The sequence below is a fragment of the Leeuwenhoekiella parthenopeia genome (assembly GCF_020782115.1).
GTDB classification, from domain to species: Bacteria; Bacteroidota; Bacteroidia; order Flavobacteriales; family Flavobacteriaceae; genus Leeuwenhoekiella; species Leeuwenhoekiella parthenopeia.
Genome location: NZ_JAJGMW010000019.1, coordinates 67,113 through 89,962 on the forward strand (window position 1 = coordinate 67,113; position 22,850 = coordinate 89,962).

26 protein-coding genes and 2 tRNA genes are annotated in these 22,850 nt (G+C 42.3%); 13 read left to right on the forward strand and 15 right to left on the reverse strand.

Annotated elements, in window-relative coordinates:
• Positions 1–9 precede the first annotated feature (9 nt).
• On the forward strand, positions 10–1,062 hold the full coding sequence (gene tsaD, locus LLW17_RS13815; RefSeq protein WP_228230881.1) for a tRNA (adenosine(37)-N6)-threonylcarbamoyltransferase complex transferase subunit TsaD: 1,053 nt from the start codon (positions 10–12) through the stop codon (positions 1,060–1,062).
• Between the two features lie 2 nt (positions 1,063–1,064).
• Entirely contained in the window at positions 1,065–1,775 is a 711-nt protein-coding gene (locus tag LLW17_RS13820) for a 16S rRNA (uracil(1498)-N(3))-methyltransferase (RefSeq protein WP_228230882.1), read from the forward strand.
• A gap of 61 nt (positions 1,776–1,836) precedes the next feature.
• Here LLW17_RS13820 and holA read toward each other — a convergent pair whose 3' ends face one another.
• Positions 1,837–2,865 (reverse strand): DNA polymerase III subunit delta, encoded by a 1,029-nt coding sequence (gene holA, locus LLW17_RS13825; protein ID WP_228230903.1) that lies wholly within the window; start codon positions 2,863–2,865, stop codon positions 1,837–1,839.
• A gap of 94 nt (positions 2,866–2,959) precedes the next feature.
• On the opposite strand from holA, the gene LLW17_RS13830 reads away from it, so the two are divergent.
• The 3 genes from LLW17_RS13830 (at position 2,960) to LLW17_RS13840 (ending at position 5,336) form a co-directional block, all read left to right on the forward strand.
• The gene (locus tag LLW17_RS13830; RefSeq protein ID WP_228230904.1) at positions 2,960–3,406 is read left to right on the forward strand and encodes a type I restriction enzyme HsdR N-terminal domain-containing protein; all 447 of its coding nucleotides are present in this window, start codon (positions 2,960–2,962) and stop codon (positions 3,404–3,406) included.
• A 9-nt stretch (positions 3,407–3,415) separates the two neighbouring features.
• The gene (locus LLW17_RS13835; protein ID WP_228230883.1) at positions 3,416–4,414 is read left to right on the forward strand and encodes a glycosyltransferase family 2 protein; all 999 of its coding nucleotides are present in this window, start codon (positions 3,416–3,418) and stop codon (positions 4,412–4,414) included.
• Positions 4,415–4,505: 91 nt separating this feature from the next.
• A complete protein-coding gene (locus LLW17_RS13840) occupies positions 4,506–5,336 on the forward strand; it encodes an OmpA family protein (protein ID WP_228230884.1) in 831 nt (276 codons plus the stop codon).
• A 73-nt stretch (positions 5,337–5,409) separates the two neighbouring features.
• Here LLW17_RS13840 and LLW17_RS13845 read toward each other — a convergent pair whose 3' ends face one another.
• The 11 genes from LLW17_RS13845 to tgt form a co-directional block, all read right to left on the reverse strand.
• Positions 5,410–6,246, reverse strand: coding sequence for an alpha/beta fold hydrolase (locus LLW17_RS13845; protein WP_228230885.1), 837 nt, complete (start codon positions 6,244–6,246; stop codon positions 5,410–5,412).
• A 183-nt stretch (positions 6,247–6,429) separates the two neighbouring features.
• Positions 6,430–7,047 carry an L-threonylcarbamoyladenylate synthase gene (locus LLW17_RS13850; RefSeq protein ID WP_228230886.1) on the reverse strand — a complete coding sequence of 206 codons (618 nt, stop codon included), beginning with the start codon at positions 7,045–7,047 and terminating at the stop codon, positions 6,430–6,432.
• A 4-nt stretch (positions 7,048–7,051) separates the two neighbouring features.
• Positions 7,052–7,261 carry a hypervirulence associated TUDOR domain-containing protein gene (locus tag LLW17_RS13855; protein WP_228230887.1) on the reverse strand — a complete coding sequence of 70 codons (210 nt, stop codon included), beginning with the start codon at positions 7,259–7,261 and terminating at the stop codon, positions 7,052–7,054.
• Positions 7,262–7,341: 80 nt separating this feature from the next.
• Positions 7,342–7,971, reverse strand: coding sequence for a DUF922 domain-containing protein (locus LLW17_RS13860; protein WP_228230888.1), 630 nt, complete (start codon positions 7,969–7,971; stop codon positions 7,342–7,344).
• Complete coding sequence (locus LLW17_RS13865) at positions 7,968–9,176, reverse strand: asparagine synthetase B (protein ID WP_434084785.1); 1,209 nt, start codon at positions 9,174–9,176, stop codon at positions 7,968–7,970. Before LLW17_RS13865 ends, LLW17_RS13860 begins: the two co-directional genes overlap by 4 nt.
• 178 nt (positions 9,177–9,354) lie before the next feature.
• On the reverse strand, positions 9,355–9,915 hold the full coding sequence (locus tag LLW17_RS13870; protein ID WP_228230890.1) for a glycosyl-4,4'-diaponeurosporenoate acyltransferase CrtO family protein: 561 nt from the start codon (positions 9,913–9,915) through the stop codon (positions 9,355–9,357).
• Between the two features lie 88 nt (positions 9,916–10,003).
• Complete coding sequence (gene dnaB / locus LLW17_RS13875) at positions 10,004–11,566, reverse strand: replicative DNA helicase (RefSeq protein ID WP_099646182.1); 1,563 nt, start codon at positions 11,564–11,566, stop codon at positions 10,004–10,006.
• Positions 11,567–11,735: 169 nt separating this feature from the next.
• Positions 11,736–12,689 carry an acetyl-CoA carboxylase carboxyltransferase subunit alpha gene (locus LLW17_RS13880; RefSeq protein WP_228230891.1) on the reverse strand — a complete coding sequence of 318 codons (954 nt, stop codon included), beginning with the start codon at positions 12,687–12,689 and terminating at the stop codon, positions 11,736–11,738.
• Positions 12,690–12,851: 162 nt separating this feature from the next.
• On the reverse strand, positions 12,852–13,775 hold the full coding sequence (locus LLW17_RS13885) for a DMT family transporter (RefSeq protein WP_228230892.1): 924 nt from the start codon (positions 13,773–13,775) through the stop codon (positions 12,852–12,854).
• On the reverse strand, positions 13,762–14,838 hold the full coding sequence (locus tag LLW17_RS13890; RefSeq protein ID WP_228230893.1) for an LptF/LptG family permease: 1,077 nt from the start codon (positions 14,836–14,838) through the stop codon (positions 13,762–13,764). The genes LLW17_RS13885 and LLW17_RS13890 overlap by 14 nt, the downstream gene beginning before the upstream one ends.
• The gene (gene tgt / locus LLW17_RS13895; RefSeq protein ID WP_228230894.1) at positions 14,839–15,969 is read right to left on the reverse strand and encodes a tRNA guanosine(34) transglycosylase Tgt; all 1,131 of its coding nucleotides are present in this window, start codon (positions 15,967–15,969) and stop codon (positions 14,839–14,841) included. It abuts the gene before it with no gap.
• 198 nt (positions 15,970–16,167) lie between these two features.
• Between tgt and LLW17_RS13900 the strand changes: the two genes are divergently transcribed.
• The 3 genes from LLW17_RS13900 (at position 16,168) to LLW17_RS13910 (ending at position 18,752) form a co-directional block, all read left to right on the forward strand.
• On the forward strand, positions 16,168–17,013 hold the full coding sequence (locus tag LLW17_RS13900) for a transketolase (protein ID WP_228230895.1): 846 nt from the start codon (positions 16,168–16,170) through the stop codon (positions 17,011–17,013).
• 82 nt (positions 17,014–17,095) lie between these two features.
• The gene (locus LLW17_RS13905) at positions 17,096–18,049 is read left to right on the forward strand and encodes a transketolase family protein (protein ID WP_228230896.1); all 954 of its coding nucleotides are present in this window, start codon (positions 17,096–17,098) and stop codon (positions 18,047–18,049) included.
• 118 nt (positions 18,050–18,167) lie between these two features.
• The gene (locus tag LLW17_RS13910) at positions 18,168–18,752 is read left to right on the forward strand and encodes an outer membrane beta-barrel protein (RefSeq protein WP_228230897.1); all 585 of its coding nucleotides are present in this window, start codon (positions 18,168–18,170) and stop codon (positions 18,750–18,752) included.
• A gap of 77 nt (positions 18,753–18,829) precedes the next feature.
• Here the strand turns inward: LLW17_RS13910 and LLW17_RS13915 are convergent, their stop codons facing one another.
• Complete coding sequence (locus LLW17_RS13915) at positions 18,830–19,774, reverse strand: FKBP-type peptidyl-prolyl cis-trans isomerase (protein WP_228230898.1); 945 nt, start codon at positions 19,772–19,774, stop codon at positions 18,830–18,832.
• A 78-nt stretch (positions 19,775–19,852) separates the two neighbouring features.
• Here LLW17_RS13915 and LLW17_RS13920 point away from each other — a divergent pair, with 78 nt between their 5' ends.
• The 3 genes from LLW17_RS13920 to LLW17_RS13930 are packed head-to-tail and all read left to right on the forward strand — an operon-like array spanning position 19,853 to position 21,334.
• Positions 19,853–20,236: an RNA-binding S4 domain-containing protein gene (locus tag LLW17_RS13920; protein WP_228230899.1), complete on the forward strand. Its 384-nt coding sequence runs from the start codon at positions 19,853–19,855 to the stop codon at positions 20,234–20,236.
• Entirely contained in the window at positions 20,226–20,813 is a 588-nt protein-coding gene (locus LLW17_RS13925) for a TPMT family class I SAM-dependent methyltransferase (protein ID WP_262908998.1), read from the forward strand. Before LLW17_RS13920 ends, LLW17_RS13925 begins: the two co-directional genes overlap by 11 nt.
• A gap of 17 nt (positions 20,814–20,830) precedes the next feature.
• Entirely contained in the window at positions 20,831–21,334 is a 504-nt protein-coding gene (locus tag LLW17_RS13930; RefSeq protein WP_228230900.1) for a phosphoribosyltransferase family protein, read from the forward strand.
• On the opposite strand, the gene LLW17_RS13935 is transcribed toward LLW17_RS13930, so the two are convergent.
• Complete coding sequence (locus LLW17_RS13935) at positions 21,326–21,844, reverse strand: shikimate kinase (RefSeq protein ID WP_228230901.1); 519 nt, start codon at positions 21,842–21,844, stop codon at positions 21,326–21,328. The two genes, LLW17_RS13930 and LLW17_RS13935, sit on opposite strands and share 9 nt — an antisense overlap.
• 122 nt (positions 21,845–21,966) lie before the next feature.
• Here LLW17_RS13935 and LLW17_RS13940 point away from each other — a divergent pair.
• Positions 21,967–22,039 (forward strand) — tRNA-Lys (locus tag LLW17_RS13940).
• Between the two features lie 169 nt (positions 22,040–22,208).
• Positions 22,209–22,291 (forward strand) — tRNA-Leu (locus LLW17_RS13945).
• A gap of 94 nt (positions 22,292–22,385) precedes the next feature.
• Here the strand turns inward: LLW17_RS13945 and LLW17_RS13950 are convergent.
• Positions 22,386–22,730, reverse strand: a complete 345-nt coding sequence (locus LLW17_RS13950; RefSeq protein WP_228230902.1) for a transposase — start codon at positions 22,728–22,730, stop codon at positions 22,386–22,388.
• Positions 22,731–22,850: the final 120 nt, after the last annotated feature.

The following is a 22,850-nucleotide window of genomic DNA, read 5'->3' on the forward strand; positions in this document are numbered from 1 at the left end:
ACAATCCCTATGCCTAACGCAGATTCTACAAAAAATAAAACCTACATACTCGCTATAGAATCGTCTTGCGATGATACGGCGGCAGCTGTACTCGACAACGATAAAACCCTCTCAAATGTTGTGGCCCGGCAAGCCGTACATGAAGAATATGGCGGCGTGGTACCCGAACTGGCCTCGAGGGCGCATCAGCAAAACATTGTGCCGGTTGTGCATCAGGCTCTTAAAAAAGCCGGAATTACCAAAGAAGACCTCAGTGCGGTCGCTTTTACGAGCGGTCCTGGCCTTATGGGTTCGCTTTTGGTAGGCACTTCGTTTGCTAAATCCCTGGCAATGGGTCTCGACATTCCGCTTATTGATGTAAACCATATGCAGGCGCACATCCTCGCACATTTTATAGACGAGGAAGGTTACGATAAGCCCAAATTTCCGTTTTTGGCGCTTACTATATCGGGCGGGCACACCCAGGTTGTTCAGGTAGACTCCTATTTTGATATGACTATTTTGGGACAAACCCTGGATGATGCGGTAGGCGAAGCCTTTGATAAAAGTGCTAAAATACTGGGACTGCCCTATCCCGGCGGACCGCTGATTGATAAGTATGCGCAAAGCGGAAATCCGAAAGCCTTCAAATTTACCAAACCTAAGGTTGACGGACTCGACTTCAGCTTTAGCGGACTTAAAACTGCGATTTTGTATTTCTACCAAAAGGAAGTAGCCGCAGATCCTGATTTTGTTGAAAAGCACCGGGACGACATTTGTGCTTCCATACAATATACCATCATCAATATTTTGATGGATAAAATCAAGAAAGCCGTAAAACAAACCGGAATCAGACAGGTGGCCATTGGTGGCGGTGTTTCGGCAAACAGCGGAATTCGCAAAGCCTTAAAAGATGCCGAAGCTAAATACGGCTGGAAAACCTTTGTGCCCAAATTTGAATACACAACAGATAATGCAGCTATGATAGGGATCGTGGGCTATTTAAAATATAAAGACGAAAACTTACAGGACTCCGGTTATGTAGAAACTCACGCCAGGGCGCAATCCCGACTTAAATTCTAACTATGCAGCTTTTTTACAATCCGGATATTGCGGCAAATGCCAAAGAGGCCAGGTTCCCGAAAGATGAAAGCAAGCATATTGTGAAAGTGCTGCGGAAACGGGAAGGAGATATTCTCGACATCACAAACGGAAGTGGTAATTTTTTTAAAGCCGAAATCACGCAGGCGAGTCCGTCAAATTGTACCGTAAAAATCCTCGAAGTCACCAACGAAAAAGCCTTTGACTATCATCTGCATCTGGCCGTCGCGCCCACCAAACTCAACGACCGCTACGAGTGGTTTCTGGAAAAAGCCACTGAAATAGGTATTTCTGAAATCACCCCCATCATCTGCGATCACAGTGAGCGCAAGGTGGTTAAGGAAGATCGGTATGAGCGTATTTTGCAAAGTGCGATGAAACAATCGCTCAAAGCGTATCTGCCCAAACTGAATGAAGCGGTTTCCTTTTCCGAATTTATAGACACGCAGACTGCAACCGAAACAGACCGGTTTATTGCGCATTGTGAAGAAACCAACCGCTTTTCGCTCAAACAAAAACTAAAACCCAAAACTGATGTTCTTATCCTGATAGGACCTGAAGGCGATTTTTCACCCGCTGAGATTGAAAAGGCCCTGAAAGCGGGCTTTGTCCCGGTGATGCTGGGCGAGCAACGTCTGCGTACAGAAACTGCTGCAGTTGTCGCCACACACAGCGTGGCTTTCGTTAATGAATAAGAATTTAAGGTTCAAGATTCAAAGTTCCATTATTTTAAACTTTGAATTTTGAATTGTAGAACTAGTTCATCACCTGCACCAGCAATTCCTTAAGCAAATCACCCTGTGGCACGTTGTAAGCGCCCACACCTTTACTTTTCACATCTGCCGTACGAAGCAAATTGATGACGTGACTCACTTTTTTCATGGGGTAATTGCGCGCTGCATCGGTATACTGACTAACAAAATAAGGATTCACCTTTAAAGCTTTGGCTACCGAAGCTTTGTCCTTACTTGGTAAGCCGTGATAAATCAACAGGTTTTGAAAAAAGCTGAATAACAATGCAATGGTCACCACCATCGGGTTGTCTTTGGGGTTTTGAGCAAAATAATTGATGATACGATGCGCCTTAACCACATCTTTATCTCCTATCGCACGTTGCAACTCGAAGTTATTAAAGTCCTTGCTTATCCCGATATTTTGCTCCACCGCCAGCGGGGTGATCGTACTGCCTTTTTCCATAATAAGCTGCAATTTCTCCAGCTCATTATTGATTTTGGAAAGATCTGTTCCTAAAAACTCCACCAGCATATGAGCTGCTTTGGGTTCTACAGAATAACCCTTGCTTTGCATCACGCGGCGAATCCAGTCGCCCACCTGATTATCGTACAGGCGTTTGCTCTCAAAAATAATCCCGTTCTTGGCGATGTTTTTATAGACGCGTTTGCGCTTGTCGAGCTTCTTGTATTTATAACAAAAAACCAAAATGGTAGAAGGTTGCGGGTTTTCGGCGTAAGCTTCCAGCTTGTTTTTTTTGTCGTCAGATTGCGCGAGTATTTCGCGGGACATATCCTGAGCTTCTTTAACAATCACAACCTGATGCTCAGCCATCATCGGGAAACGTTTAGCCTGCGAAATCACGTCATCGAGACTTACATCGCGACCGTAAAGCACCATTTGATTGAAGCCACGCTCCTCTTCGGTCAATATCGAAGAAGCTATAAAGTCTGAAAGTTGATCTATGTAATACGGCTCATCCCCCATCAAAAAATAGATGGGTTTGTAGTTTTTATTCCTGATGTCTTTTACAATTCGGGTAACTTCTTCCACAGGTTTGGTTTTTACTGCCACAACTGTAAGAAGTTGCCGGGCAGACTGCTATTGGAGCTTGGTATACTTGCAAGGGATAATTACCTTTACCGGGATGCAGCAACTCAACTTCCCACCGTATACCTTCAGGCTCAAAAGTAGCGAAAATAAACCGCTTATATTTGACCCCATCCGTAAAAAGTTCGTCGTTTTGACCCCTGAAGAATGGGTGCGACAGCACACCGTAAAGCATCTTCAGGAAGCCTATAAGTATCCGTTGAGCCTCATCAATGTTGAAAAAGAACTCAAGGTAAACGGCCTGTCCAAACGCTATGACGTGGTGGTTTTTGAATCGGACGGAAGCATCAGGCTTATTGTGGAATGCAAGGCTCCTAAAGTCAACATCACTCAGGTCACTTTTGACCAGATTGCCCGGTATAACCTAACCCTCCGGGCTTCTTTTTTAATGGTCACAAACGGACTCAACCATTATTTTTGCCAAATGGATTATGAGCAGAAAAAATATAATTTTTTACGGGATATTCCGGTTTACAGCCCTTAATTTGCCCTTGTGAAAATCGCGATCATCATACTCAACTGGAACGGCAGGCATCTGCTTGAAAAATTCCTCCCTGTAGTGCTTCAACATAGTGCTGAACAGGCTGCGGTGTATGTTGCAGACAATGCCTCATCTGATGATTCTGTTGCCTTTTTGGGCGAAAACTTTCCGCAGGTAAAAATCATACGCAACAGTACAAACGGTGGTTACGCCAAAGGCTACAACGACGCCCTGCAGCATGTGAACGAAGAGCTCTTTATCCTGATGAACAGCGACATTGCCACTTCTGCCGACTGGTTGGAACCCATAATCGAAGCATTTAAAGTCAAACCCAATCTGGGTGCTGCCCAACCCAAAATCCTGGACCTCAAACGCCCCGATTATTTTGAATATGCTGGTGCCGGGGGAGGCTTTATAGACTCTTTTGGCTATCCGTTTTGCAGGGGACGGCTTTTTGAAACCCTGGAAAAAGATGAGGGGCAGTATAACGACACCTTACCGGTTTTTTGGGCCAGCGGGGCCTGTCTCGCTATTCGCAGAACAGCTTTTTACGATGCCGGAGGTCTTGACGAAACCTTTTTTGCGCATCAGGAGGAGATTGATTTGTGCTGGCGCGTTCAGGCATTGGGTTACGCTGTTTATCATATTGGGAGCAGCAGTGTTTACCATTTAGGCGGTGCAACCCTTGAGCAAATGAATCCGCAAAAGACCTATCTCAATTTCAGAAACGGTTTGATGCTCCTGCTCAAAAATGTTCCCGGACTTCAGGTTTACCCCATTATATTTTTCAGAATGTGTCTGGATGGGATTGCAGCTCTTAAATTTTTGGCCGAAGGTAAACCCAAACACAGTTATGCCATATTGCGTGCCCATTTTAGCTTTTACGCGAAAATACCGGAAACGCTGAGTTTACGTCGAAAAACACCCAAACTCAAAACGTATTCTACTACATTTTCAATCGTATGGAAGTATTTTGTACTAGGAAAAAAGTATTATACCGATATCTTTTAAAATAACTAAAAGTATTGTTAAGAATCTGCCATTGCGTAGCTTTTTTGATATTTTTGCGAGTACTGAATAATAAAAATTAACAACAATAATTATGAGAAAATTAATGATGGTATCTGCCTCTGCGCTGGTACTGCTAAGTTCTTGTGTATCTCAGAAAAAATACGCTGCTTTAGAAGCAAAACAGCGTGAGACTCAAGACATGTTAAATACTGCAACTGTTAAATTAAATGCGTGTCTGGCTACAGAAGAAAGCCTTCGCGATCAGATTGCCGATTTACGTAAAACCAATACAGACCTTATCAACACTCAGGGTAACCTGACCACGCTGTCTGCAAAAGGTGCAGAAAACCTGGAGAAATCTTTGGAGCAAATGAAAGAAAAAGATCTTCAGATCAAAGCTTTCCGCGATGCGCTTAACCGCAAAGATTCGGTAACTCTTGCTTTAGTTACCAGTTTAAAGGGTGCAATAGGCAACATGAACGACGAAGACATCGAGATCAATGTTGAGAAAGGTGTGGTTTATGTTTCTATTTCAGATAAATTACTTTTCAACAGCGGTCGTTGGGATGTTACCAGCCGTGCTAAGGAAGTTTTAGGCAAAGTTGCTACTGTTGTAAAAAACAAGCCTGAAATCGAATTTATGGTTGAAGGTCACACAGACAGCAAACCAATCAGCACTGCAGTTATTGAAGACAACTGGGATCTTAGTGTGAAACGTGCAACTTCAGTAGTACGTATCTTGCAAGAAGAATTTGGTGTACCACCAGAGCGTATGGTAGCTGCAGGTAGAAGTTATTATGTACCTCTAGCCAGCAACGATACTGCAGAAGGTCGTGCCCGTAACCGTAGAACCCGTATTGTGGTACTGCCTAAGCTAGATCAGTTCTACAAAATGATTGAAGATGGAATGCCTAAAAACTAGGTAAGCTTTCAATCTTTGAAAATAAAGAAACCCGGCCTTTGGACCGGGTTTTTTCTTTTTATATAATTCTGAATTAGTCCTTTAGAAAGTCAATGAGAATTTTATTTACTTCTTCGGTATGCGTAAAAACCAAACCGTGTGGCGCGCCTTTAATGACTTCATAACGGCTGCCTTTTACGATAGAAGCCGCCTGCTCTCCGGAAGGTTTAATAGGTACCACCTGGTCTGCATCTCCGTGAATAATCAAGGTAGGGATGTCAAATTTCTCGAGATCCGCTCTAAAATCTGTTGTGCCAAATGAAGTGATACAATCTAAAGTACCCTTGGGCGATGCGCCTGCGGCAATTGACCAATTAAAGTGAACCTGCGCTTCACTGATTTTGTCCTTGTTATCGTCGTAATTGACAAAATTGTTTCCAAAATCTTTTAAGAAGGCCAACCTGTCTTTACGAACCGCAGCTTTAAACCCGTCAAAAGTCTCCTGCGGAACACCGTCAGGATTATCATCGGTCTTGAGCATAAATGCAGCGACTGAAGAAACCAAAGCCGCTTTTTTCAGCTTTGATGTCCCATAATTCCCAATGTATCGTGACACTTCGCCGCCTCCCATCGAAAACCCTACAATCGTAACATTTTCAAGGTCAAGCCCTGTAATCAAATCGTTTAGATCTTTAGCCAAGGTGTCGTAATCATAGCCGCTCCAGGGTTTATCAGAACGTCCAAAACCACGACGATCAAAGGCAATCACGCGGTGGCCGGCTTCTACCAGCACCTGTGTTTGGTATTCCCACATTTGGGCACTTAACGGCCAGCCGTGAATGAGGATCACCGGATCACCGGTACCATAATCCTCGTAATACAGTTTGATGTTTTCTCTATTTTCAATAGAGCTTGTTTTAAAATAACTCATAGATTTTTTTTTATTCCCGAAACGGGAGTTGTTTTTTTTCACCGGTAAACTGCTTTCAGTATTCTGTAAAACAAAGCTTAAAATGCAATTTCCAGATCGTACTATAAATTACGAAGCCCCGGATAAAATTCTTTATCCAGGGCTTCAGTTTAATACGATTTTAACCGTATTTCTATATGTTTTCTAAATGGTCAGGACTCCTTTTCCTTCCCGTATCAGGACAGCTTCACCACTTGTAAGATCTATCACGGTTGAAGGAATATTTCCACCGTAACCACCATCAACGACAGCATCAACGAGTTTATCCCATTTTTCTAATATCAACTCGGGATCTGTGGTATATTCAATCACCTCATCTTCATCACGTATAGAAGTCGAAATAATAGGATTACCCAACTCCTTAACGATCGCCCGGGCTAAGGCGTTATCGGGCACACGTATACCCACTGTTTTTTTCTTTTTAAATACGGTAGGCAGGTTGTTATTCCCCGGCAGGATAAATGTATAAGGTCCCGGAAGCGCTCTCTTGAGCAATTTAAAAGTAGGCGTATCTATTTGCCTCACGTAGTCTGAGAGATTACTCAAATCTTCGCAAATAAAGGAAAAATTGGCCTTATCCAGTTTCACTCCACGCAAATGTGCCACGCGCTCCAGGGCGCGATTACTGGTAATATCACATCCCAAACCGTAAACGGTATCTGTAGGATAGATGATCACTCCGTCGTTTTTAAGAATCTTGACGATACGTTTAATCTCCCGCTCACTCGGGTTTTCTTCGTAAACTTTAATAAATTCTGCCATAGTTTTAGGCTTTTTGAACTTCGCTTTCCAGTTTTAAAACCTTAGCTCCGTCTTCCTGTTCAATATAAAGGGCCTTGTTTCCCTCTTCTCCTTTACGGGTGATTTCAGAGCCGTCAATAGTTTTAGTCATTTCTTTTGTGTAGGTCTTCTTAACCGTACCGGTTGCAGTACCGTTGCCCCATTTCCATTTTACTTCGCTTCCTTCTCGTATCATCTTTTTCTTTTAAAAATAAATGACTTATGGAAAATAAGCCTTCACCCTAACAGAAGATTAACGTTGCCTAAAGCCGGCGACTAGTTCGCCCAAAACCGGTATTTATAGAGTAATTGAGCTACATGAGCCTCCCATGCTATCTCTTTCTGACGGTCAACAGAGTGTTTGGTTTCCCGGTCAAAATCTGCCTGCATCGCTTTACGGGCCTTTTCTACCTGTTGATAAATGCTCTGTATTTCAGATTTTGAATTGCGGCTGAACCGGTACTCGGCAATGGCCTTGCGCAATATACGTGCGTGGAGTTCAGAAATATCAAAATGCGTTTGCTCGTGAGCTAATGTGGTTTCGTTGATCAGCTTTGGGATATACCACGAAAGATTGGGGTAGAAATTGGCCCGAACCTGTGAGGAATTTTTAATATAATAGCCTTTAGCATCTAGGGTATAGGTATGGCTTATCCCGGTATTTGAGGTTGCCGCAAAATTGCTGTACCTATCGGGAACACCTCTAAAATCAGACCAACTCAATCTTTTATTGGGTTCCCAGCTAAAGCGCACGTTTTTGTTGATCGTGCGAAAAACGTATTCTTCTGAAGGGCCGGTCTCAACTTCAGTATTCTGATCAGGGCTGTTTACTGCAAATACGTTTCCCCCCAGAGGCGAAAGTCCCAGAAAAACTGAAATGATCGTCGTATGCAGTAAGCGTATCATGTTTTTTGCTTTTTCTTTTTAGCAGCCGGAAACAAGATGTTATTCAGAATAAGTCGGTAACCCGGGCTTGTAGGATGAAGTCTCAATTCGGTTTTAGGGTCACCTACCCGATGCTGGTAATCTTCAGGATCGTGGCCTCCGTAAAACGTAAAAAAGCCTTTACCTTTTACTCCGTGAATGTAACGTGCTTCACCATTAGCCTTGTTTTCACCCATTACCAAAACCTGAGGTTTGATCTGCTCTGCGTTGTAGGCCGTGGTCTGTCCCATAAAACCTTTAACCAAAGCAGTGTGGTTTTGGCACAACATAGTAGGCACGGGATCCCATTTTGCCGAAAAACCTTTCAGACTAAAATAATCGCTATCAGCATTTACCCTGCGATAAGGGGTGGTGTCTATACTTGAAAATTCATAACGCGCCGGATTTTTTTCAAGCATAAAATCCTGAAAGGCAAACGTGCGCTCAAAGCTGATTCTGCTCTGATAGTTGGGATCTGAAGCATCGCCGTCAAACATAGGCTCACAAATATCTACCCCTTCTGCAGAGAGCGCTATATCAAAACTGTCTGTAGCGCTGCACATCGCAAACATAAAACCACCACCTATGACGTAATCACTTATTTTATTGGCAACAGCCAGTTTTTCCCGGGAAACTTTATCATAACCCAAATCTGCCGCTAATGCCTCTGCATCCTGCTTGTCTTTAATGTACCAGGGAGCTGCGCGGTACGAGCCGTAAAATTTACCGTATTGTCCGGTAAAGTCCTCGTGGTGTAAATGCAACCAGTCGTATAGTACCAGCTCGTCTGCAAGCACTTCGCGATCATAGATTTTGGTATACGGAATTTCGGCATATTCTAAAACCATGGTAACCGCGTCATCCCAGGGCGCTGTTCCATCGGGTGTGTATACTGCAACTTTGGGAGCTTTCTCGAGCACTACGGCTTCCATATTTTGAGATGGACTTTCTATTTCTGCCAAAATACTTTCGGCTTTTGCATCACTGATCACTTCAAAAGAAACCCCGCGAATCTTGCATTCTTTCTGTAACTCTTCGGTATCCGGAAGCAGAAAAGATCCGCCGCGATAATTGAGCAGCCATTTTACTTTTTGCTGTTTGGCCAGCGTCCAGTAGGTGATTCCGTAGGCTTTTAAATGTTCCTTTTGGCTATCGGCATCCATAGGGATTAAAACGTAAGAGGCCATTGCCGGTATTGTAAAAACGAATAACAAAACCCCGATTAGGAGGGCTCTTAGTCGTACCTGAGTAGACGTATTTGGGTAAGTAAAGTTTGTTTTCATATGCGTTGCTTAAAATACAACGTTGCAAAGAATATGCCTAGTATCCAGGAATCATATTCCTTAAAAGGATTTCATTATAAATTTAATTGAAAAGGCGACCTATACGTATGCGGTGATAGCGCTGAATGATAACCGGATACGCATTGCCCAAAATATTGATCAAAAACGCAAAGCCCACAAGCCAATAATAGCGAAAGTATACGAGTATTATGCAGGCCAGAAAAGTAACTACAAATGCCCCCAGATGGCCAAATTCTGATTGCCTGGTTTGATACATAAAATTTCTGATTCCTTGTCGTGAGCCGTCAAAATACTTTTTTCTATTTTCTGTTGTTCCCCAAAAAAATAACAGAAGCGCTTTTCTGAAATATTCAACCTGCGCAACAGCGTAGAGCCTTTTCAACCTTTCAGGATGCCGAATCACATAATAGCCGTCCGGTAAAATTTTATGGGTAGGATATACAAACCCCAAAAAAGCAAAAACACCCGTGATACAAAGACTCAATAAAAAAGCCATGATAAATTGAATACCAATGGAAATTGGACCAGGCTCCAATCGAATGAATAAAGCCACCAGAACATAAACCTGATAAGCCAGAAAAAATGCAAAAAGAGTAAAAGCGATTTTTTTTAAAAGACTCATGGGCTGTTGAGATTGAGATTTTGAAAATAAAAAAAAGGAAGCTGTTTTAACTGCTTCCTTTTAAATTATACAAACATTCTAAATTGAATTAAAACGGAACCTCATCTTCGCCATCGCGGTCAAAACCACCATCATTCATGCTGCTTCCAAAAGCCTGATCGGGAGTTGGGAAGGTATCGGGTCTAAAGGTATCATCGTTTGCCGCGGCGTTTTGGTTCATCGCCGACTCAAACTGGTAAGGCGTACTGAAATCATCAAGGTTATCAAATTTACCCAGATGGCCAATAAACTTAAGCCTGATATTTTCAAGTCCCCCGTTACGGTGCTTGGCTACGATAAACTCGGCCTGCCCGTCTGTAGGGCTGCGTTCTTCATCATCCCACTCATCAATTTTATAGTATTCGGGACGGTAGATAAACGATACAATATCTGCATCCTGCTCAATCGCACCAGATTCCCGAAGGTCAGAAAGCAACGGACGCTTGCTACCCCCACGGGTCTCAACGGCACGAGAAAGCTGTGATAGCGCGATTACCGGCACATCAAGTTCTTTTGCCAAAGCCTTAAGGTTACGCGAGATCATCGAGATCTCCTGTTCACGGTTCCCGTTTTTCTGGCTGCCTCCTGCGGTCATCAACTGCAGGTAGTCAATGATAATCATTCTAATACCGTGTTGTGAGGCGAGACGACGTGCTTTTGCACGCAGGTCAAAGATGGAAAGCGACGGCGTATCGTCAATAAAAAGCGGGGCTTTCTCCAGACTTTTTACTTTTACGTTAAGTTGCTCCCACTCGTGTTTTTCAAGCTTTCCGGTACGCAACTTCTCTGAAGAAAGACCGGTTTCTGAAGATATCAAACGGGTAATCAACTGTACCGAAGCCATCTCGAGTGAGAAGAATGCTACCGGTATGCCCTGGCCTACTGCGATGTTTCGCGCCATAGACAAGGTTAATGCCGTTTTACCCATACCCGGACGTGCCGCAACGATAATTAAGTCACTGGGCTGCCACCCGGAAGTAAGCTTATCGAGACGGTCAAAGCCCGAAGGAATACCGGAAAGACCTTCTTTATTTGAAATTTCTTCAATTTTCTTTTTAGCCTGAATTACCAGACTCTGCGCTGTTTCTGAACTACGCTTAATATTGCCCTGAGTTACTTCGTACAGTTTACTTTCAGCGTTGTCTAACAGGTCAAAAACGTCTGTCGTCTCATCGTAGGCCTCTTCAATAATTTCGTTAGAAATCTTAATGAGGCTTCGCTGAATGTACTTCTGCAAAATGATACGCGCATGGTACTCAATATGGGCAGAAGAAGATACTTTTTGGGTAAGTTGTATCAAATAATAGTCGCCTCCGGCCTTATCAAGCTTGGCCATTTGCTTGAGTTGCTCAGAAACGGTTAATAAGTCTATGGGCTCCCCGTTTTCAAAGAGTGATCTAATGGCATCATAGATGTGCTGATGCGCTTCTTTGTAGAAAACTTCGGGACTAAGAATGTCGATGATTTCATCAACACCCTTTTTATCAATCATCATCGCTCCAAGAACAACTTGCTCTAAATCAATAGCTTGAGGCGGTATTTTACCCTTCTCGAGGGCAATAACATCCTTAGAGGGAATTATATAGTTAGGTTTGGTCTTTAGATTTTCCATGAGGGCGAATGTAAAAAAAATGTTAAGGGCAGTTCAAGTTTTTTGACCAGTCGTTGTTCACTACAAGTTAACAATCTGATTGTTGATAACTAAATAATCTTGTTAACAACCATAAAAAAATCCAGAGTCAAAAACTCCGGATTTTAATGACAAGTGATGTTTAAGTCTATTAGCCTTTGAATACTCCCATTTCTGAGTATTTATTCATGCGTTTTTTAACCAGATCGGCTGGTGATAAGTTTTTAAACTCATCGTAAGCTTGTAGAATCTTTTCTTTTACCGTATCGAAGGTTTTTTGACGGTCGCTGTGGGCTCCTCCCAGAGGTTCTTTTACGATCTCGTCAATGAGTTTTTGCTTTTTCATATCGTTAGCGGTAAGCTTCAGCGCTTCTGCTGCCTGCTCCTTAAATTCCCAGCTTCTCCATAAAATAGAAGAGCAGGATTCCGGCGAAATAACCGAATACCAGGTGTTCTCAAGCATAAGCACCTTATCGCCTACTCCAATACCTAGAGCACCACCACTGGCTCCTTCACCTATGATGCAAACGATAATAGGAACTTTTAAGCGGGTCATTTCTAAAATGTTTCGGGCGATGGCTTCTCCCTGTCCACGCTCTTCAGCTTCCAGACCGGGGTATGCTCCCGGGGTATCAATAAAGGATACTACCGGTAGTCCAAATTTTTCGGCACTTTTCATCAAACGAAGCGCCTTTCGGTAGCCTTCGGGGTTTGCCATACCAAAATTACGGTACTGCCGTGTTTTTGTATTATATCCCTTTTGCTGGCCGATGAGCATAAAACTCTGATTGCCTATTTTACCCAGACCTCCTATCATCGCCTTATCGTCTTTGACGTTGCGATCGCCATGAAGTTCTAACCAGGTATCGCCGCAAAGCGATTTGATATAATCAAGGGTATAAGGTCTGTTAGGATGGCGTGAGAGTTGTACACGCTGCCAGGGCGTAAGATTTTTATAAAGTTCTTTCTTGGTTTCCTTGAGCTTTTTCTCAATTTGCTTGCAGGTGTTTGTGACGTCTACATCACTTTCTTCACCTATAAGCGTGCATTTTTCGAGCTGTTCTTCAAGCTCTTTTATGGGTTGTTCAAAATCTAAATATTCCATTAGGGGAAAATTTTAGTTAGCTGACAAATATAAAGTATTTACTCGATAATGGAGAATGAATACAGGTTGGGTTAGCGTGAAATCAATATAATTAAACTCAGGCCTAAAGGGTGATACGACTCTCCGTTTTTCGGTTTTTAAAGATTTCAGACATTTGCAGAACTAGACGCTCACCTGTGATTCATTTGCATTAAGCAGGCGTTGCTGTTTTCGGCGTTGCCGGTTTTTAAAAATTCCATTTAAAATAACGGTGATCAAAATCAAAATAGCTCCAAAATAAAAATCGGTACTCATGCGCTCTGAATCACCCAGAATGAGAAAGGCCAAAATAATACCATAAACCGGTTCCAGATTTGTGGTGAGCATAACGGTGTAGGGCGAAAGGTTACGCATTACAGTCACCGAAGCGATAAAAGCATAGGCGGTACAAACCAAAGCCAAAATGCCCAAATACCACCAATCTGATGCCTGAAGACTAAAAAACCCGGAATCAAAACGAGAGGTTAGAGCGAGAAATACGGTGATGCTTCCGGCGCCGGAAAGCATCTCAAAAAACGAAATTTTTACAGCATTGTGCTTTTTTACCAGCTTTCCGTTAATCAAAGTAAAAAATGCCGCCAGCAAAGCCGAAAGAAGCGCGACCAGAATTCCGGCAGTATATCGGGTTTCCACATTAAAAATGAGATACAAACCCAGAATAACCAAAATTCCAAAAATGATTTCGTACCCAATCACTTTTCGCCTGTAAAATAAAGGCTCTAAAATGCTGGTAAAAAAGGCTCCGATGCTCATCATCGCCAGGGTAATTGAAACATTAGCCATTTTTATCGCACCAAAAAAGGTGAGCCAATGCAAGGCGATTAATACTCCCGCACCAAGCATTACCGCAAGCGCTTTTGGAGTAGTTTTTAATGGAATCTTTTTAATACGGAGATAGGCAAAAATCGCCACACTGGCCAACCCCATACGATACCACACCAGCTCTATCGCCCCGATACTGATAAGGGCTCCCAAAACAGCGGTAAATCCCCAAATGAAGACAATGAGGTGAAGATGCAGATAATCTTTAAGACTAGCGTTTTGCATAGTTGAGCAAATAAACTGCCAGTATACCAAAAAGCACATTAGGCAGCCAGACTGCCACCAGGGGCGAAAAATCAGATTGCTCTGAAATGGTACCAAAAACCTTGTCGAAGAATATAAAAATAAATGCCAGCGAAATACCTAATGCCAGATTGACCCCCATTCCCCCACGGCGTTTCATAGAAGATACGGCCACGGCGATAATGGTAAGAATGTAAGCACTTACGGGCAAACTGAAGCGCTTGTATAATACCACCTCATAACGGTTGATTGCTGAAGAACCCCGGGCCTTTTCTTTATCGATAAATTCGCGCAGCCGTGGTGTAGTCAATGTTTCGGCGATGTACTCGAGTGGCGTTAAATCTTCAAGGTCGAATGAAAACGTGGTATCGACTTTTGGCTCAGATATCAAAATATCACCTTCTTTACCAATGATTCGTTTCTTGTATTGATTAAGTCTGTAAACGGAATCTTCGGGTATATAGACAATGCTGCGTGCCTGAATCTTATATTGAAGCGTATTATCTTCAAAATGCTCCAGCGTAAAATTCTGTCCCATACGTGTTGAAGGCGTAAACCTGCTCACATAGATGTAGTCATTGTCATTGATTTGCCGATACACATTAGCGGTCTCCCGGGCATCTTTATTATTTTTTAAGTATTCATACGAAAACTCATTGAAGCCGCGACTGGCAGCCGGAGCCAGATAGGTTCCCAAAATATAGGCCCCCACACAAACAATGGTCGCTCCTATTATATAAGGTCTGAGAAAACGGTAAAAGGATACCCCACTACTCAGGAAAGCAATAACCTCGGTATTATTGGCCAGTTTAGAAGTAAACCAGATCACCGAAAGGAATAAAAACAGGGGAAAAAGCAGGTTTGCAAAGTAGATCGTAAAATTGAGATAATAGATGGCCACTTCGCTAAACGGCACTTCATTAGCCAGCATTTTATCTATCTTTTCTGCCAGGTTTACCGTAATCCCAATAGGGATAAACAGCAACAGCATCGTGATAAATGTACCCAGATAACGCTTTAAAATGTACCAGTCTAAGATTTTCATCTAGAGTCTTTTATCCATTTGTTTTACCATCTTTTCTTTCCAGGAATAAAAATCTCCTGCGATGATGTGTTTACGAGCCTCACGCACCAGCCACATGTAGAATCCCAGGTTATGAATCGTACCAATCTGGCGGCCCAATATTTCATTTACGCTAAACAAATGCCGTACATAGGCTTTTGAATAGGCGGTATCTACCCAGGTGGTTCCGTCGGGATCAAGCGGAGAAAAATCGGCCTCCCATTTTTTATTTTTAATATTTATAGTACCATGTTGGGTAAACAAAGTTCCGTTACGACCGTTACGTGTAGGCATCACACAATCAAACATATCAACACCTAACGCGATATTTTCAAGAATATTGATTGGCGTACCCACTCCCATCAGATAACGCGGTTTTTCATACGGAAGAATATCGGTCACAATTTCGGTCATGGCGTACATTTCTTCAGCAGGTTCACCTACAGAAAGGCCACCAATGGCATTACCCACCGCTCCGGCATTGGCAATATATTCGGCAGATTGTACACGCAGGTCTTTATACGTACTGCCCTGCACAATAGGAAAAAACGCCTGATCATACCCATACTTCACCGGAGTTTTTGCCAGGTGATTGATACACCGGTCTAACCAGCGGTGGGTCATATGCATAGAACGCTTGGCATAGTTGTAGTCGCAGGGATAGGGCGTACACTCATCAAAAGCCATGATGATATCGGCGCCGATACTACGCTGAATTTCCATCACCCGCTCGGGCGTAAACATGTGAAACGAGCCGTCTATATGGGATTTAAACTTTACGCCTTCTTCCTTGATCTTTCGGTTTGCTGAAAGCGAATACACCTGATACCCGCCACTGTCTGTCAGGATATTTCGGTCCCAGTTCATAAACTTGTGCAGTCCGCCTGCTTTTTCCAGAATAGCAGTCTGTGGCCTTAAATATAAATGATAGGTATTCCCCAAAATGATGTCGGGGTCAATATCCTGAGTAAGTTCCCGCTGATGCACACCTTTAACCGTACCCACCGTACCCACCGGCATAAAGATGGGGGTTTCAATGGTTCCGTGGTCTGTAGTTAGAGTTCCTGCCCGGGCCTTACTGGCAGCATCGGTACTTACGAGTTCAAATTGCATATCCTGAATTAGAGGGGCAAAGATAAAACTATTTAATAGATACTTTTGGCCCGAAAAAATGCTTAATAAGTGTAAAATAATCACTTATAACTCCTATCTTCTTAAATTATCCTAAAAACCACCGTATTAAGTAGCGTATTGATTGTAATACCTGTTAAAAATGGGTATTTTTGACCTTCAATTTTTAACTCAATCAACATGCCAAACATTAAAGAATTAGAAGATTTTGTCTCACAGGTACGCAGAGACATCGTAAGGCAGGTACATCAGGTAAGTTCCGGGCATCCCGGAGGTTCGCTAGGATGTGCTGAATTTTTCGTAGCCTTATATCAGGAAGTGATGAAACGTAAAGAAGGTTTTGATATGGATGGAAAGGGCGAAGATTTATTCTTCCTTTCTAACGGTCACATTTCTCCCGTTTTCTATAGCGTTTTGGCCCGTTCGGGTTATTTTCCTGTTGATGAACTCAATACCTTTAGAAAAATAGATTCACGTCTGCAAGGACACCCTACCACTCACGAAGGCCTCCCCGGTATTCGCATAGCCTCTGGTTCCCTGGGTCAGGGTCTTAGTGTAGCTCTTGGGGCAGCACAGACCAAAAAACTTAATGGTGATGATAACCTGGTATACTCCCTTCACGGAGATGGTGAATTGCAGGAAGGTCAGAACTGGGAAGCCATTATGTATGCTGCTGCAAATAAAGTAGATAATATCATCGCTACAGTTGACCTTAACGGACAACAAATTGACGGAAGCACTGATGATGTTCTCAACATGGGAAGTGTACGTGCCAAGTTTGAAGCTTTTGGCTGGGATGTGCTTGATATCGAGAAAGGTAATGATATGGCCGCTATTGTCGAAGGTTTAAAAGAAGCCAAATCACGTACCGGAAAAGGAAAACCGGTTTGTATTTTACTGCATACTATTATGGGTAACGGTGTTGATTTTATGATGTACACGCACGCGTGGCACGGTAAAGCTCCTAATGACGAGCAGCTTGAGAAAGCTTTAGCTCAAAACCCGGAAACCCTTGGAGATTATTAATCTTCAACCAGGTATTTAAACAAGCTATTAATCTTAAAATCAATCCCACTTTAATACTCGTATTATTTAAGGGACAATCACTATGAAAAAATTCACAAACTCAGGAAATATAGATACACGTTCAGGTTTTGGTGCCGGAATGGATGAGCTCGGCAAAACACATGAAGATGTAGTTGCGCTGTGTGCTGACCTTACCGGATCGCTTAAACTGAATGACTTTGAAAAAAATCACCCGGAGCGTTTCTTTCAAACCGGAATCGCAGAAGCTAACATGATAGGCATGGCTGCCGGTATGACCATTGGCGGAAAAATACCTTACGCTACCACCTTTGCAAACTTTGCTACCGGTCGCGTTTACGATCAGATTCGTCAAAGCGTTGCTTACTCCGGTAAAAACGTAAAAATATGTGCTTCTCACGCCGGTTTAACCTTAGGAGAAGATGGGGCAACCCACCAGATTCTTGAAGATCTCGGTCTTATGAAAATGCTTCCGGGAATGACGGTTATCAATCCTTGTGATTTCAACCAAACCAAAGCTGCTACAATAGCGATCGCTGATTATGACGGTCCTGTTTACCTGCGTTTTGGTCGCCCAAGCGTTCCCAATTTCACCGAGAAAGACGGAAAATTTGAAATAGGAAAAGCTTTGCATTTAGTAGATGGTTCTGACGTTACCATCATTGCAACCGGTCACCTGGTATGGCACGCGCTTGAAGCTGCTGAGCAATTGGAAGAAAAAGGAATCAGCGCTGAAGTGATAAACATTCACACCATTAAGCCGCTTGACGAGGAAGCTATTTTAAATTCGGTTAAGAAAACCCGTTGCGTTGTGACCTGTGAAGAGCACAATTATTTAGGTGGTCTGGGCGAAAGCGTTGCCGGTGTACTGGCTAAAAATGATCCTGTTTATCAGGAATTTATCGCTACAAACGACACCTTTGGCGAGTCTGGTACTCCTGCCGAATTGATGGAAAAATACGGTCTTAATACTAAATCTATTGTAGAGGCCGTTAATAGAGTGCTGGCTAAGAAGTAGGCACTTTTTATGATATAATTCCTAAGAATGCCTGTTTTCAGCATCAACCAAAAATTAGTTCGGAATCATTTTTGATTCATTTTAATTTTAACCGCCCGCCGGGCACAACTTAATTGATATGAAAAAAGCATTTTTAGGAATTTTATGTTTAATCGGGTCGTATACCTACGCGCAGTCAGACCCGGGCTTTGGTATTAAAGCAGGTCTTAATTACGGCGCTACAGGTGACATCAGTAATGATGTAGGTGAAGCTTATGAAAACCCGGACCGGGATTTAGGCTTTCACGTTGGTGTTTTTGGTCGCACAGGTGAACGTTTATACTTCAGACCTGAGCTGGTCTACACCAAATTAAAAACCACTTACAACAGTGATGAGTTTAGTGTACAAAAACTGGACGCTCCACTTTTAGTCGGTCTTGAAGTTTTTGGTCCCATCAACATTTTTGCAGGTCCTTCTTTACAGTACATTTTAGATACCGAATATGAAGGTATCGATCTTGGCGATGTTCAGGACGATTTTACGGTAGGCCTTAACTTTGGCGTAGGTGTGGCTTTAGGAAAACTGGGAGTTGATTTGCGCTATGAGCGTGGCTTTAAAGATAACGAAGCCCAATTCTTAAGCACTAACGGAATTATCACAAACGATTCACGAATAGACACCCGCCCTGATCAGTTGATCATCAGCCTTTCATTGAATTTATAACATTCAATAAACGTTTAAACTAAAAAATCCCGCTACCTGAAGTAGCGGGATTTTTAGTTTAAAATATATTCTTCTGATTAATTATCAGGATCTAAATAGTCTGGAGTGCCATCGCTGTTTGAATCCCTAAAAGGCCGAATCGCATTTCCATTTTCATCAAAGTCTATTTCATCACGAGTTAGAATTCCATCACCATCGTCATCTGAATCAAGGTAATTAGGAACACGATCTCCATCAGTATCATCTCCTAAATCATTCACGTAATTATTTGCGTTAATATCTTCCAGGTAAGAAGGAATTCCGTCTCCGTCATGATCTGTTTGTCTAAAAGAAATTAAATCAAATGTAAAGATCAGATTATCATAAGCCCCAATTCTAGCGGATCCAGAATTATAATAAGCAAGACCTGTTGGAATAAACACAGCACCTATACCATAATCATCACTATAGATAAGAGTTCCATCTGTATCTTCTGAAATGCTGGTAGCACAACCAAATTCTGGCAAAGCATTGGCAAAACCGTCTAATGCATTTGGGTTTTGAACATATAACTCTGCTGCGGGTGCAGCCGAGCCTAAATCAAACCAAACAGGGGTTGCAGAGAAATCAAATCTAGATTCATAAGGAACATTACCACTATAGTTTACATATGTCGAATCACTAAAGTGAGGTTTTTCACCTGAACCTTCTCTCGCTACAAGTATATGTAATTCATGTTCAACCCCTCCTCTTGTAATTATTTTAGTAATAACCTGTTCACTTAGAGGTATTTTATCCGCGTTAGCCCCGGCAATCGTATCAAAGATTATACGATTATTGAAATCTGCAGGGTTTGTTTGAAAATCTTCGTAATTATAGAAGTGGGTTTCAAGGTATTCTTTAAATATCTCGTTACTTTCCAATGCAACTTCGTCAAACTCTCTTGGAGGTTGTATGGAAACCCCACCATCATCATCCTTATTACAAGATACTATCAATAAAAGCCCAAGAGCAGCAAAAACCGTATTTTTCATCATATTCATCAATATCCTTTTAGGTCGCGCAAGATACAATTTTGCGCTATTTTTGTTGTGTAAAAACGAGCTTTAAAGCAATAGATTATGCGAGTAGATAAATATTTATGGTGTGTACGATACTTTAAATCCCGTTCTACAGCTACAGAAGCCTGTAAAAAAGGACAGGTAAAAATAAACGATGTTGCAGTAAAACCCTCTCGGGAAGTTTTTCCTTCAGACCTCATACAAATACGCAAGAATCAGGTTGACTATATCATTGAAGTTTTAAATCACCCGCCCAGCCGGGTTGGAGCTAAGCTTACAGGACTATACTATGTAGACCGCACCCCTGCCGAAAATCTGGAGAAACTGGATTTACTGAAATACTCTAAAGATTATTACCGTAAGAAAGGTACCGGCCGTCCTACCAAAAAAGACCGGCGGGATCTGGATGATTTTCACGAAAACGACGACTTCTTTGAAGATTAATCTCGACAAAACCTACTGGGAATCCCGTTACGAGGAATCGCAAACAGGCTGGGATATTGGCTATGCCGCCCCCGCGCTAATGACCTATGCAGATCAACTTCCATCAAAAGATTTACGTATTTTGATACCCGGAGCGGGTTATGGGCACGAGGCCGAAGCACTTCTTAATGCCGGTTTTACACACCTTACAGTGATTGATCTTTCCGCATCTGCCCTGCAGCGCTTACAGCAACGTATTCCGGCTACAGATCGCTTAAAAATCATTGAAGGCGATTTCTTTGAACATTCCGGCAGCTATGATCGCATTCTGGAGCAAACCTTCTTCTGCGCCTTAGATCCTAAACTTCGTAGGGATTACGCCAGGCACAGTTACCATCTGCTAGCTTCAGGCGGAAAACTGGCAGGTTTATTTTTTGATTTTCCACTTACCAAACAGGGGCCTCCATTTGGAGGCAGCACAGATGAATACACCGCTTTGTTTTCGGAATACTTCCGCATAAAAACACTGGAGCGCTGTTATAATTCTATAAAACCTCGGGCAGGCAAAGAACTCTTCGCTATCTTTGAAAAAATCTGAAACCTTAATTACAGTCCATGAAAACGGCCGTACAAACCATTCTTACCCACGAGGATATTCAACATAAAATACGTCGTATTGCTTATCAGATCTACGAAAGCAATGTTGACGAAAACGAAATCATACTCGCGGGTGTCGCCCTCAATGGCTATGCGATTGCAGAGCGGCTAAAACCTATTCTCGAAGAGATTTCAGACATTAAATGCATATTGTGCAAGGTAACGATGAATAAAACCACCCCTCAGGGGACGGTAGCAACTTCACTGAAGCCGGAAGCCTATGCAAACAAATCTCTGGTGCTTATAGACGACGTGTTAAACTCGGGGACTACGCTTATTTACGGGGTTAAACATTTTTTGGATGTGCCGCTTAAGCAATTTAAAACCGCTGTCCTGGTAAACCGAAATCATAAAAAATACCCGGTTAAAGCCGATTACAAAGGAATCTCGCTAAGCACCTCACTTCAGGAGCGGGTAAAAGTGCGCTTCAATCCAGAAGGCGACTATGCTATTTTAGAGTAGGGCTTTTTCAAGGGCCGCCAGCGACTCCTCAAGGGTTTGCCCCTGTGTACGTAAGATCACATCTGCCTGATTGTAGTAAAAACTGCGCTCAAAAAGATGTTTGCGTACAAATTCTTCCAATTTTTCGGGAGTGTCCTGATGTTTAAGTACAGGCCTGTGGTCGCGCTCCTTCCACAAGCGATTGCTGAGTTCGGTAACCGGAACGTTGATATATACAGAGGTGCCCTTAGCTGCTTTTATACGCTCCATAGCATCACCATAACACGGAGTGCCACCGCCCAGACTTACGACCGCATCCTCCCTGCCCTGTAAAAGCTCCTTTAGATACTTAGCTTCCTGTTTCCTAAAATAGATCTCTCCCTTTTCATTAAAAATGCTCGCGATGCTCTGTTGCTCGCGTTTTTCGAGGTAAGCGTCAAAATCGATAAAATTCAACTTCTGTTTTTGAGCAAAGGCTCTACCTAAAGTAGATTTTCCGCTTCCCATATATCCTATTAAATAAATTCTCATATTAGAAATAATCTGATTTTCAGATACCTAAATATCTTCTGATAATTTTCTTCAAATTTATTACAAAAAGACTTGTACAGATAAAAAAAATGGCTGTATATTTGCACCCGCATTCAGGGAAAGACTTGGTAGCTCAGTTGGTAGAGCATCTCCCTTTTAAGGAGAGGGTCCTGGGTTCGAGCCCCAGCCAAGTCACAAAAATTTAAAGAATGTAAGTTGTAAACTTAAAATCTTTGAATTAAAAAAAGAGCATTTGGCGAGAAGCCTGTCTCGAGCACTAGCCGAGAGAAGTCATAGCCAAGTCACAAAATAAACCAGATTTTTAGTCTGGTTTTGTTTTTTTAAATAGTTTTGAATTAAACAGACCCGGGTGCTGAAATTGGTAGACAGGCACGGTTGAGGGCCGTGTGTACTTCGTACGTGTGGGTTCAAGTCCCATCCCGGGTACTACCAGAAAAAAGCCCGTAAACATTAAGTTTACGGGCTTTTTTAGTGTTTTGCATTAAATGTATTTAAAACGGATCAATCCTAATTGTTGTGTTTAAGCAAAAATTGTAGTTAATCTGTATAGAAAGAATTCTATGTTTTTTACTCCTCTAAATTGGCTTCTAAATGTTTTGATTTTTGCATTGAAGGACTCAGCTGAAGCGTTAGTACTTCTGTTTATAAAGTAATTGAGTATTGATCTATAATTAATGTTTATGGTATTAGCAATGGTATTGAATGCCTTAAATCCTGTGTTCTCTACATCTTTATACCAATGAGCCAGTTTTGTATAAGCCACTTCTACTGACTTTGCTTTGTTGAATATATCCCTAAGTCTTTGCGTGAGCTTAAATGCCAACTTTATATCTGGATAGTGCTCGAAGAGTATTTTACGGATCAATCCTAATTGTTGTGTTTAAGCAAAAATTGTAGTTAATCTGTATAGAAAGAATTCTATGTTTTTTACTCCTCTAAATTGGCTTCTAAATGCTTTGATCTTTGCATTGAAGGACTCAGCTGA